Annotated in this window: 9 protein-coding genes; 4 read left to right on the top strand and 5 right to left on the bottom strand. The window is 71.1% G+C overall.

The features are described from left to right. Window positions 1-1,262 (top strand): RICIN domain-containing protein (locus tag EAO75_RS30770; protein WP_147998678.1); only part of this gene is annotated, 1,262 nt, incomplete at its 5' end. 35 nt (window positions 1,263-1,297) lie between these two features. Here EAO75_RS30770 and EAO75_RS30765 read toward each other — a convergent pair. Next, complete coding sequence (locus EAO75_RS30765) at window positions 1,298-1,984, bottom strand: DUF4232 domain-containing protein (protein ID WP_147998417.1); 687 nt, start codon at window positions 1,982-1,984, stop codon at window positions 1,298-1,300. 47 nt (window positions 1,985-2,031) lie between these two features. After that, the gene (locus EAO75_RS30760) at window positions 2,032-4,416 is read right to left on the bottom strand and encodes a SpoIIE family protein phosphatase (protein WP_147998416.1); all 2,385 of its coding nucleotides are present in this window, start codon (window positions 4,414-4,416) and stop codon (window positions 2,032-2,034) included. Window positions 4,417-4,618: 202 nt separating this feature from the next. Here EAO75_RS30760 and EAO75_RS30755 point away from each other — a divergent pair, with 202 nt between their 5' ends. After that, window positions 4,619-6,862, top strand: a complete 2,244-nt coding sequence (locus tag EAO75_RS30755; RefSeq protein ID WP_147998415.1) for a glycoside hydrolase family 9 protein — start codon at window positions 4,619-4,621, stop codon at window positions 6,860-6,862. A 61-nt stretch (window positions 6,863-6,923) separates the two neighbouring features. On the opposite strand, the gene EAO75_RS30750 is transcribed toward EAO75_RS30755, so the two are convergent. The 3 genes from EAO75_RS30750 to sigJ all read right to left on the bottom strand — a co-directional run bounded on the left by EAO75_RS30750 (window position 6,924) and on the right by sigJ (window position 10,261). Further along, window positions 6,924-7,706: a carboxypeptidase regulatory-like domain-containing protein gene (locus EAO75_RS30750; RefSeq protein ID WP_147998414.1), complete on the bottom strand. Its 783-nt coding sequence runs from the start codon at window positions 7,704-7,706 to the stop codon at window positions 6,924-6,926. A gap of 162 nt (window positions 7,707-7,868) precedes the next feature. Then, the gene (locus EAO75_RS30745) at window positions 7,869-9,335 is read right to left on the bottom strand and encodes a cytochrome b (RefSeq protein ID WP_147998413.1); all 1,467 of its coding nucleotides are present in this window, start codon (window positions 9,333-9,335) and stop codon (window positions 7,869-7,871) included. Then, complete coding sequence (gene sigJ / locus EAO75_RS30740; RefSeq protein ID WP_147998412.1) at window positions 9,332-10,261, bottom strand: RNA polymerase sigma factor SigJ; 930 nt, start codon at window positions 10,259-10,261, stop codon at window positions 9,332-9,334. Before sigJ ends, EAO75_RS30745 begins: the two co-directional genes overlap by 4 nt. A gap of 210 nt (window positions 10,262-10,471) precedes the next feature. Here sigJ and EAO75_RS30735 point away from each other — a divergent pair, with 210 nt between their 5' ends. Further along, window positions 10,472-10,717 (top strand): hypothetical protein, encoded by a 246-nt coding sequence (locus tag EAO75_RS30735; RefSeq protein ID WP_048578995.1) that lies wholly within the window; start codon window positions 10,472-10,474, stop codon window positions 10,715-10,717. Window positions 10,718-10,720: 3 nt separating this feature from the next. Beyond that, window positions 10,721-11,098 carry a toxin Doc gene (locus tag EAO75_RS30730; protein ID WP_147998411.1) on the top strand — a complete coding sequence of 126 codons (378 nt, stop codon included), beginning with the start codon at window positions 10,721-10,723 and terminating at the stop codon, window positions 11,096-11,098. Window positions 11,099-11,605: the final 507 nt, after the last annotated feature.

Raw genomic sequence — 11,605 nt, 5'->3', positions numbered from 1 at the left:
CCACCAGGAACCCGTCCTGGGCGGGCGCCGCCGAGGCCGCGAAGGGCGATCTGCTCGGCCACGCGGGAGAGTCCTTCGCTCGCCCGGCGGAGTCCTTCGCCCCCGGTGCCGAGGTGTTCGCTCCCGTGGGAGAGGCAGCCGCCCCCACGAACCGACCCTTCGCCGCCTTTGCGGACCAGTCCTTCCCCGCTCCCGCGAGCCGGCCTTTCGCCGCCGCCGACACTCCCGCCTCGCCCGCGGAGTCAGGCACCCGAAGATCACGCCGTGCAGCCCGCCGAACCGAGCCCGGCACTCCCACCGGAACGGATACCGGCGCCGCCCGCACCTGCACCGGCCGCGTGGCCCTCAAGGCCGCCCGCCGCGCCGCCCGGCGCCGCAACCTCACCGCCGCCGTCGCGACCGTGAGCGCCCTCGTCGTCCTGCCGCTGGTCATCTGGTCCGTCGGCGGATCCGGCGAGGACTCCGCCCCCACGGCCGGCGACCGCCCCTCCGAGGTGCCCGACGCCGGCACGGGCTCCGCCACCAGGAACCCGTCCTGGGCGGGCGCCGCCGAGGCCGCGAAGGGCGATCTGCGGGGCCGGCTGCACAACATCGGCTCGGGGCTGTGCGTCGGCATCGTCGACGGGAAGGCCGTCGAGGGGGCGGAGACCGAACTCACCAAGTGCGCCTCGGAGCCGGGTCAGCAGTGGGCGTACGAGACCGACGGAATGATCCGCAGCGGCGCCGACCCCGGCCTCTGCCTCGACTCCCACCTCGGCTACTCGGTGCGGCTCGCCCCGTGCACGGGCCTCGCCGAGTCCGACACCGACAACATCCGCTACGACTTCACCCTCCAGGGCACCCTGGTGCCGCGCTTCGACCAGGACCTGGCCCTCAGCCCCGCCGCCACCGACGGCTCGGGCGCCTTGGTCCTCAAGACCCGCGAGGACGAGGGCGACGCCCAGCACTGGGTCGTCGACACATCGACGGCGGAGCTCCAACTCGCCGTGGTCAACTGGGACTCGACGGCCGACATGCCGAAGACGGCCACGCCGGCCCCGACTCCGACGCCCACTCCCGAGACGTCGAGGAAGCCGACGACCACACCGACACCGTCCGCGACGCCGTCGCTCTCGCAGCCGGCGTCCGCCGGCCCCTCCGCGTCCGACGACTGCTACGACAACCCGTACGACTGCTCGTGGGACGGCGACGACGGCTGGTCCGGCGGCGGGTACGGGGGAGGCTACGGCGGTGGTTACGGGCACGGCGGCGGACGTCAGTGAGCCGACGACCGGCCGCCGATGCCCAGCCGGCCGCGTCAGCCGCCGGTGCCCGGCTGGACAACCGTCAGGAACACCGACGACGCGTTCCCTGCCACGGGCACCTCACCGGCCGTCCACGCCACCTTCAGCTGATCCCGCTCGTCGGGCGGCGTCACGAGCAGTGCCTGCGGCAGGGCCGTACGGGCACCGCTGATCTCGGGGCTGGCGAAGGTCAGCCCTGCCCATGCGCTCCGGCCCGGTGTCAGCGTGACGGTCGTGGGCGTGTCGGGGGAGCGCTTGGGGTCCGGGCCGAGCTGCTTGCCGGAGGCGTCCACGAAGGCGGCACCGGGGTAGCCCCGCACGGTGCAGGTGCGGTCGCCGGCATTGGTCAGCACGATCGGGAAGTTCCGCTGCCCGGCGCCGGGACTGGGGCGGCCGATCGACGCGCGCAGCTCGGAGGTGTGGCAGCGCGTGCCGGGATCGCCCGACTGCGTCGCGGGGTCGGTGGTGTCGACAGAGGGCGGTCCGGTCGTGCCCGGCTTGTCGGAGGCCGGCCCGGTCGGTGGGCTCCCGGTGCCGGTGGTGGCCGGCGCCGACGTCCTGCCGCCGGTGCCGGCCGGCGTCTGCACCGCGCCCGCGGAGTCACCGCCGCTGCCGCACGCCATGAGCAGGCCCAGCAGTGCGACGGCGCTCACGAGGGGAGTCGCTCGGTGTAACGAGGGCAATACCCGTGCACGTCCCATGAATCACGACTCCCCGTTCTGACGCCGACTACTCGCCCACTGGTCGCCTACTCCTCGTCGAGGAGCCCGATCTCCGCCCAGATCGTCTTGCCGTCCGTCGTGTGCCGGCTGCCCCAGCGCTGGGTCAGCTGGGCCACCAGCAGCAGCCCGCGGCCGCCCTCGTCGAAGGTCTTGGCGCGGCGCAGATGCGGTGCCGTGTGGCTGGTGTCGGACACCTCGCAGATCAGCGTCGCCGCGTCGTGGATCAGCCGGAGCCGGATGGGGTGGGCGCCGTAGCGGATGGCGTTCGTCACCAGCTCGCTCACCACCAGCTCGGCGGTGAACGACGCCTGGCTCAGGCTCCAGACCGCCAGCTGCTCCACGACCTGCTTGCGGATGGGCGCGACGAGCGCCGGGTCCGCCGGGATGTCCCAGGTCGCCACGCGCGAGGCGGGCAGCCCCTGGGTGCGGGCCAGCAGCAGGGCCACGTCGTCCGCGACGCCGCCCGGCGGGAGCAGGGCGTGCAGGACACGGTCGCAGGTCTCGTCCAGCGAGTCCGACCGGGCCGACAGCGCGTCGCGCAAAAGCGCGTGTCCGGCGTCGACCTCGCGGTCCCGGGGCTTGATCAGGCCGTCGGTGTAGAGGGCGAGCACGGTGCCCTCGCGCAGTTCGACCTCGGCGGACTCGAACGGCAGCCCGCCCAGGCCCAGCGGCGGCCCGGCCGGCAGCGCGATCTCCCGTGGCTCGCCGCCGGGCGGGACCATGACGGGCGAGGGGTGTCCGGCCCGGGCCAGGGTGCAGCGCCGGGAGACCGGGTCGTACACCGCGTACAGACAGGTGGCGCCGACCTCGCCGGGCCCGGCCTCGACGCCCGCCTCCTCGGACAGCCGCACCACCAGGTCGTCGAGGTGCGTGAGCAGTTCGTCGGGCGCGAGGTCGATGTCGGCCAGCGTGCGCACGGCGGTGCGCAGCCGCCCCATGGTGGCCGACGCCTGGATGCCGTGCCCGACGACGTCCCCGACGACCATCGCCACCCGCATCCCGGACAGCGGGATCACATCGAACCAGTCGCCGCCCACCCCGGAGCGCGCCGCCGGGAGGTAGCGGGAGGCCGCTTGGAGGGCGGCGGTGCGCGGCAGGGACCGGGGCAGCAGGCTGCGCTGAAGGGCGAGGGCGGTCTCGCGCTCGCGCGAGTAGCGGCGGGCGTTGTCGATACAGACGGCCGCGCGGGCCGTGACCTCCTCGGCCAGCAGCGCGTCGTCGGGCGTGAACGGCCGGCGGTTCCTGAACCGGGTGAGCACGGCGACGCCGAGGGTGGTGCCACGGGCCTGGATCGGCACGGACATGGTGGTGTGGATGCCGTACGTGTTGATCCGCTCGGCGCGCTTGGGGTCCCAGGAGAGCCACTGTTCGAGATCGCCGGTCGACGTCGAGGCGACGATGGTGTGGCCCGCCAGCAGCGCGTCGGCCTGGGGCGACGGGGTGGGATACATGTCCAGGTGTCCGGGCTTGACCACGGCCTCGGGGCTGCCCGGGTTGACGGAGCTGTGGGCCGCCCGGCGCAGGCCGATCGGCGCGGACAGCGTGCCGGTGGCCGGTTCGCCCCCGTGCTCCGGAGGGTCCAGCAGGTCGACGCTGACGAAGTCGGCCAGGGCGGGGACACAGATGTCCGCCAGTTCCTGCGCCGTGCGGGTGACGTCCAGGGTGGTGCCGATGCGGACGCTGGCCTCGTTCACCAGCTGGAGCCGCTCCTGGGCCAGGTACTGCTCGGTGAAGTCGTGCGCGGCGACGGAGACGCCGCGCACCCGCCCCTCGGCGTCGGTGATCGGTGCCATCCGGGCCAGCCAGGCATGGGTTCTGTCCCCGCCGACCGGGACGTACGTCCGTACGTCGGTGCCCCGGCCCGTGGTGAGCACGCGAAGGAGCTGGCGCTCGATGTCCAGGCTCTGGCGTCTGCCGGTCAGCTCGGGCGCCCGCAGCCCGCGCACGTTCTCCTCGGAGAGGCTGAGGACCTCGGCCATGACGGAGTTGATCCTGCACAGCCGGAGCCGCTCGTCGTAGATCGCCATGGCGCAGGGGGACTCCAGCAGCCCGACCTCCCTCAGCGGATCGCCGGGCGGGCGCGGGCCGTCACCCTCGATCGGCGTGACCACCAGCCAGTGTTCGGGCCCCTCGTCCTGGGGCCGCAGGCGGTGGGCGAGCAGCCACACGGACACCGTGCCGCCGTCGCGATGGCGCAGCGTGAGGATGCCGTCCCAGCGGTCGCCGTCCGGGGTGAGGGACCCGCCGTCGGCCTCGCCGACCAGCAGACTGGCGGCCGGGCGGCCCACGACCTCGGCCGCCGGATGCCCCAGCAGCCGCTCGGCGCCGGCGTTCCACTCGACGAGCACGCCGCTGTCGTCGATGACCGCCCGGGCCGTCGCGGCCTCGTCGAACGGGTAATCCGGGCTCATGCTCGCCACTCCAACGCGCACACTCACGGTGAACAAGCGTGACATTTGCGCCCCAGCCTAGTGCTTCGGCGGCGTCCGCGAGCGAAACCCTCCGTCCGGACCGTTGACGGAGTGTCATGTCGCCAACAAGCATGGCTGCGTCCGCATCTGGGAGCGCTCCCATCGCGAGCGTCACCCGCACCTCTCTCTGAGGAGCCCAGACGTGAAACGACGCAGAACCATCCTGCTGTCCGTGACGGCCCTGCTGGCGGCCGCACTCACCGCGGTCCCGGCCGCACCGGCCGGCGCCGAGGAGGTCGAACAGCTCAGGAACGGCACCTTCGACACCACTACCGAGCCGTGGTGGACGACCAGCAACGTCACCGCGGGCCTGTCCGACGGGCAGCTCTGCGCCGATGTGCCCGGCGGCACGACCAACCGCTGGGACGCCACCGTCGGCCAGAACGACATCACGCTGGTGAAGGGGGAGTCGTACCGCTTCTCCTTCACCGCGATCGGCTCGCCCGAGGGGCACGTCGTGCGGGCGATCGTCGGCCTGTCGGCGGCGCCGTACGACACCTACTTCGAGGTGACCCCGGAGCTGAGCGTCTCCGGGAACTCCTACGCGTACACCTTCACCTCGCCCGTCGACACCCCGCAGGGCCAGGTCGCCTTCCAACTCGGCGGAAGCACGGACGCGTGGCGCTTCTGCGTGGACGACGCCTCGCTGCTGGGCGGCGTCCCGCCGGAGGTCTACGAGCCCGACACCGGGCCGCGGGTGCGGGTGAACCAGGTCGCCTATCTGCCCGCAGGGCCGAAGAACGCCACGCTGGTCACGAACGCCACCGGGAAGCTGCCCTGGCAGCTGAAGAACGCCGGTGGGACCGTCGTCGCCCAGGGCTGGACCGTGCCCCGCGGCACCGACGCCTCCTCCGGGCAGAACGTCCACTCCATCGACTTCGGCGCCCACCGCAAGCCGGGCAAGGACTTCACGCTGGTCGCCGACGGGGAGACGAGCCGCCCGTTCGACATCGCAGCCGCCGCCTACGAGCGGCTGCGCCTGGACGCCGTGAAGTACTACTACACGCAGCGCAGCGGCATCGCGATCCGCGACGACCTGCGCCCCGGCTACGCCCGCCCCGCCGGACACGTCGATGTCGCTCCCAACCAGGGCGACGGCGCGGTGCCCTGTCAGCCGGGCGTGTGCGACTACAAGCTCGATGTGACCGGTGGCTGGTACGACGCGGGCGACCATGGCAAGTACGTCGTCAACGGCGGTATCTCCGTGTGGGAGCTGCTGAGCACCTACGAGCGCGAACTGCTCGCCCGCACCGGGGAGTCCGAGAAGCTGCGCGACGGCACGCTCGCCATCCCGGAGAGCGGCAACAAGGTGCCGGACATCCTGGACGAGGTCCGCTGGGAACTGGAGTTCCTGCTGAAGATGCAGGTGCCCGCCGGGCAGCCGCTGGCCGGCATGGCGCATCACAAGATCCATGACGAGCAGTGGACGGGCCTGCCGCTGCTGCCGAGCGACGACCCGCAAAGGCGTGCACTGCACCCGCCGTCCACCGCGGCGACCCTGAACCTGGCGGCGACGGCCGCGCAGGCGGCACGCCTGTACAAGCCGTACGACAGGCAGTTCGCGGCGAAGACACTGGCCGCCGCCCGCACGGCCTGGTCGGCCGCGCTCGCCCATCCCGACCTGTACGCCTCCGAGAGCGACGGCATCGGCGGCGGCACCTACGCCGACAACAACGTCACCGACGAGTTCTACTGGGCCGCTGCCGAGCTGTATCTCACCACGGGGGAGCGGGAGTTCGCGGACCGCGTCCTCGGCTCACCCGTGCACACGGCGGACATCTTCGGCTCCCTCGGCTACGACTGGGCGAGGACGGCCGCGGCGGCCCGGCTGGACCTGGCGACCGTGCCGAGCGGGCTGCCCGGCAGGGACAAGGTGCGCCGGTCCGTGGTCGAGGGGGCGGACCGCTACCTGGCCACGCTGACGTCGCAGCCGTACGGGATGCCGTACGCCCCCGAGGGCAACCTCTACGACTGGGGCTCCAACCACCAGATCCTGCACAACGCCGTCGTCATCGCCACCGCCTACGACATCACCGGGGCCTCGAAGTACCGTGACGGCGCGGTGCAGAGCATGGACTACCTCTTCGGGCGCAACGCGCTCAACCTCTCGTACGTGACCGGCTACGGCGAGGTCAACTCCCATAACCAGCACGCCCGTTGGTACGCCCACCAGCTCGACCCGAACCAGCCGAACCCGCCGGCCGGCACGCTCGCGGGCGGCCCGAACTCGAGCATCCAGGACCCCTACGCACAGAGCAAACTCCGGGGCTGCGTCGGTCAGTTCTGCTACATCGACGACATCCAGTCCTGGTCGACGAACGAGCACACGATCAACTGGAACTCCGCCCTGACCCGGATGGCCTCCTTCGTCGCCGACCAAGGGTGACAGTCGGGAAGCCCGCTGCCGACGGGTGCGGCAGCGGGCTTCCCGCACGACGAGCGCCCGGCTAGGGGGTGACGTTCTTGACCGGGAGGTCCTTGCTCGCGCCCGCTATGTAGTAGTCCTTGGGCGCGGAGAAGACCACGAACTCGTTGTCGTAGTCCCGGATCTTCGCGCGGACGGTGAAGTTGCCGCGCGCGTCGGTGGTGGTCCGGGCGTTGTAGGCGCTCTCGAAGTACGTCCGCAGGAACACCCGGGTGCCCGCGATCGGGCCGTGCCCGGCCGGCCAGGTGACCCGGCCCTTCACGACGAGCGTGTCGCCCTCGCGCACCGTGGTCTTGTTGACCCGGTAGCTGATGGCGCCGGTCGCGGGCTTCACCTTGACCGTGGTGTCCGCGAACGCCATGTGGAAGTCGGTGGGGTCGGTGTCGTAGATCGCCCGGAACATCACCTGGTGGCGGGGGAAGAGGTAGGGGCTGGGCGTGTTCTCTACGCGGTCCGCAGGCACGTTCTCAAGGGTGAAGTGCCCCTCGGCGTCGGTGCGGACGGTGCCCGCACTGCGGGTCTCCCACTCGGTGGGATCGATGGGGTCGCCCCACGGGTTCCAGGTGTCGAACAGAACCGATTCCTCGAGCTGGACCGGTGCGTCGGCGACGGGCGTGCCGTCGGTGCGGGTCAGGGTGCCGGTCAGGTCGACCGTGCGGTGCTTGTAGTCCGTCGTGGCGGTGCTGCTGGTGAGTGTCACCCGGTAGTCGTCGCCGTCCGCGGCGTGTGCGGGCGGCACGACCACCGCGGTGGCGGCGAGGGCGAGAGCCGCGACGGCGGCCGATCGGGCGGCAGTTGAGCGCATGAACACGTGAACTCCGTTGGTGATGTGAGGGGTTGTCGTACCGGAACACCACAGGTGTCGGTATGGGGTGTGACAGCGGGACATCACCGGGGGTTGTAGGGATCGTCGGGAGCGGACCGTCCTAGTACATTCCGTTTGCCCTTTTGTTGCCTGCCCGTTCGCCTACCGTTCGTGTTCCACGAGCTCGCCGGGCCGTTCGTGAGCGGTCAGGGTGTGGAGTTGTGCCTGGTCCAGCGGCTCGTGCACCTCGACGTACTCCCCGTGCGGAAGCCGCTTGATCACACCCGTCTCCCGGCCGTGCAACACCCTTTCCCTGTCCCGTAGTCGGAGGCCGAGGCAGATCCGCCGCGTCACGACGAACACGGCCACCGGGACGACCGGCGCCGCGATACGGACCGCCCAGGTCACCGTGTTGATCGACAGATGGAGCCGGGTCGCCACGATGTCGTTGCCGCCGCCCGCCAGCAGGATCAGGTAGAGGCTGATCCAGGCCGCGCCGATCCCCGTGCGGACCGGGCGGTTGCGGGGGCGGTCGAGGAGGTGATGCTCGCGCCGGTCGCGCGTGACGCGAGCCTCCAGGAAGGGATACACACCGATGAAGACCAGCAGGAGCGGGAAGACCACGACCGGGATCAGCACCCCGAGGACGAGCGTGTGGCCCCAGAGGGTGATCTCCCAGCCCGGCATGATCCGGACCAGCCCCTCGGCGAAGCCCAGGTACCAGTCGGGCTGCGCGCCGGTGGAGACCTGGTCGGCACGGTAGGGGCCGTAGGACCAGACCGGGTTGATCGTCGCGACGGCCGCCATCAGGGCGAGGGCGCCGAAGACCAGGAAGAAGAAGCCGCCCGCCTTCGCCATGTACACCGGCATGAACGGGGCGCCGACGACATTGCGTTCGGTGCGTCCGGGCCCCGCGAACTGTGTGTGCTTGTGGTACACGACCAGCAGGATGTGCGCCACCACCAGCGCCGCCATGATGCCCGGGATCACCAGGATGTGCAGCGAGTAGAAGCGGGCCACGATGTCGTCGCCCGGGTACTCGCCGCCGAACAGGAACATCGACAGATACGTCCCGACGACCGGGACGGACAGCAGCGCCCCGTTCACGAACCGCAGACCCGTCCCCGACAGCAGGTCGTCCGGCAGCGAGTAGCCGAACAGGCCCTCGAACAGGCCGAGGAACAGCAGAGTCCAGCCGAACAGCCAGTTGATCTCGCGCGGCCTGCGGAACGACCCCGTGAAGAAGTGCCGCATCATGTGCGTGAGCATCCCGGCGACGAAGACCAGCGCCGCCCAGTGGTGCACCTGCCGCATCAGCAGACCGCCGCGTACGTCGAAGCTGATGTCGAGCGTGGAGGCGTAGGCCTCCGACATGCGGACGCCGTTGAGCGGCACGTAACCGCCCTGGTACGTCACCTCGTTCATCGACGGATGGAAGAACAAGGTGAGGTACACGCCCGTCAGGATCAGCACCACGAAGCTGTACAGGCAGATCTCGCCGAGCAGGAAGGACCAGTGGTCCGGGAAGACCTTGCGCAGGTACTTCCGGCCGAGGGTGTGGATGCCGAGCCGGCCGTCGAACCAGTCCGCGACCCGCTCGCCCCTGCCGGGCAACTCCCGGGCGCTCATGCCTCCCCCCGGTGCACATGCGTGAGCTTTTCGGGATTGCTCACCACGTAGACGCCGGACACCTGCTCGCCGTCCGGCGTGAGGTCCAGGACCAGGACGGCGTACGGCTCCTCGCCCTGGAACAGCACGGCCGCGRCGTCGCCGTTGACCCGGCGGTAACGCAGGTCCAGCAGGCCCGCCCCGCCGCCCCGGCGCGCGTACGAGCCGAGCAGCCTGACCGCCTTGTCCCGGCCGTGCACCGGACGCAGCCCCGCACCCCGTCGCTTGCCACCGCCGTCCGACCACACCGTCACGTCCGGCGCGAGGATCTCCAGCAGTGCGGCGATATCGCCGCCCACCGCGGCCCGCACGAACCGCTCGGTCGCCTCCCGCCGCACCCGAGGATGCGCCTCGTACAGCGGCCGCCGCGCGTGCACGTGCTCGCGGGCGCGATGCGCCAACTGCCGTACGGCCGCCGGCCTGCGGTCGAGGATCTCCGCGATCTCCGTGTGCGGGTAGCCGAACACCTCGTGCAGCACGAACACGGCGCGCTCCAGCGGAGTCAGCGACTCCAGGACCACCAGCATCGCGAGCGACACGGACTCGGCGCGCAGTGCCGGGTCCTCGGGCGCCTCAACCTCCCCCTGCGCGACCAGCGGCTCCGGCAGCCATGGGCCGACGTAGGTCTCGCGGCGGCGGCTGATCACGGCCCGTCGCGTCAGGGCGTGGTTGACGGCGACCCGCACCAGATACGCCCGCGGGTTCTCGACCCCGTCCAGTGGCGCGCCGCCGCCCCGCGCCGTCCATGAAAGCCAGGTCTCCTGAAGGACGTCCTCGGTGTCGGCGACACTGCCGAGCATGTTGTAGACGACGCCGAACATCAGCTCACGGTGCTCGACGAAGACGGCGGTCGCGTCGTCGGTGACGGTTTCGGGGATGTCGGACATACGTGGGGCCTCCCGGTGCGCGCTCACCACTGCGAGGCCCGGCGCGGGTCGGAATGTGACATCCCACGGCTGAATGTGACCTACGCCTCGGTGGCATCGGCGCGCGGTCGCATGTCCTGCGGCCCGGTCCGGCGCCCCCTGGTACCGGTGTACATCACACTTGACCTGCACGTATTTACGCGTGAGTACCCGAGCGGTACCGTGAGGAGCATGCCAGCTCTCAACGTGGAGTTCAGCGACCGCGAGCTAGAGGACCTCCGGCAGATCGCCAAGGAACGCGGTACGTCGATGAAGGCGCTCGTAAGGGAGGCCGCCGCGGCCGACATAGCCCGGCACCGGGCGCTGCAGGAAGGCGCCGAGGCGTTCCGCCGGTTCTTCGCGTCGCACGCCGACGAATTCGCGGCCGCCTTCCCCGACGACGAACCGTCTGCCAAGGGCGAGGGGCGGGCTGCCTGACCGATGGCACCTGTCATCCATATCGACGTGCCCTGGCTGCTCCAGCGGCACGAAGAGGTCCTGCCGGACCAGCCCACGATCAACGACTTCTCCGCGTTGGTCGCCGCCGTCGCCCGCCATCGCGTGGATCCGCCCCGTCTGGGCGTCGACTCCGACCCGGCCTGGCGGGCCGCAGCCCTGCTGCACACCCTCGCCCTGCTCAAACCGCTGCCCTCGGCCAACGCCCGCTTCGCCTGCGCCGCCGCGGTGGCCTACATGTTCGTCAGCGGCGTCGGCATCYACCCGCCCTACGGCGCCCTGGTCGACCTCGCCCGTGACCTGATCTCCGGCAAGATCGACGTGTACGGCGCGGCCGACCGGCTGCGCGCCTGGCAGATCTGACCCCGCCCGCCCCTGCGGCGATCCCCGTTCCCTCCACCCCGGGGCCGCCGACCTAGGGCGGGAGGAACGGGGTCGGCGGCCCATCCACAGGGCCTTCCGAAGGGGCCGCTTCCAGTGGACTGCGTGGACGCGTACGCCGGGGAGCGTGCGTGGTGCTCCGGCGCGTGCGTGGGTTTCACACGGGGCGCATGGAATGCCGAAAGGTGGCGAGGGTGCGGCGAGTTGCCGCCGTATCTGACTTTCTTTCAATGGGGCTGATGTTGCCCAAGTGCCTTGTTGGTCATCAGTGTGCTGTGCAAGGGTGAAGTACCCGTGGGGGGTTGGAATAGACCGGAGCACATTCGTTCCGTGGGGAACCGGTGCGGATGGGCGTTGGTGAATTCGCGCTCCCCGCGCTCATGTCGAAGAGGTACACACCAAGTCACCGGTCCTTTTCGGCGATCAGCACTTCTGTGTCTTGCGCGTGGGAAGGAATCCGTTCAGTGCCCACCCCCCACCCCCCTCGCC

The sequence above is a fragment of the Streptomyces sp. UW30 genome, assembly GCF_008042075.1.
Lineage (GTDB): Bacteria > Actinomycetota > Actinomycetes > Streptomycetales > Streptomycetaceae > Streptomyces.
Note: the sequence above shows the minus strand (reverse complement) of the source record. Positions and strands in the feature narration are given on the sequence as shown.

Excerpts from the sequence above, each read along its gene's own strand:
- EAO75_RS30745 (WP_147998413.1), bottom strand. The coding sequence starts at position 9,335 with ATGAGCGCCCGGGAGTTGCCCGGCAGGGGCGAGCGGGTCGCGGACTGG.
- EAO75_RS30735 (WP_048578995.1), top strand. The coding sequence starts at position 10,472 with ATGCCAGCTCTCAACGTGGAGTTCAGCGACCGCGAGCTAGAGGACCTC.
- EAO75_RS30765 (WP_147998417.1), bottom strand. The coding sequence starts at position 1,984 with ATGGGACGTGCACGGGTATTGCCCTCGTTACACCGAGCGACTCCCCTC.
- EAO75_RS30760 (WP_147998416.1), bottom strand. The coding sequence starts at position 4,416 with ATGAGCCCGGATTACCCGTTCGACGAGGCCGCGACGGCCCGGGCGGTC.
- EAO75_RS30750 (WP_147998414.1), bottom strand. The coding sequence starts at position 7,706 with ATGCGCTCAACTGCCGCCCGATCGGCCGCCGTCGCGGCTCTCGCCCTC.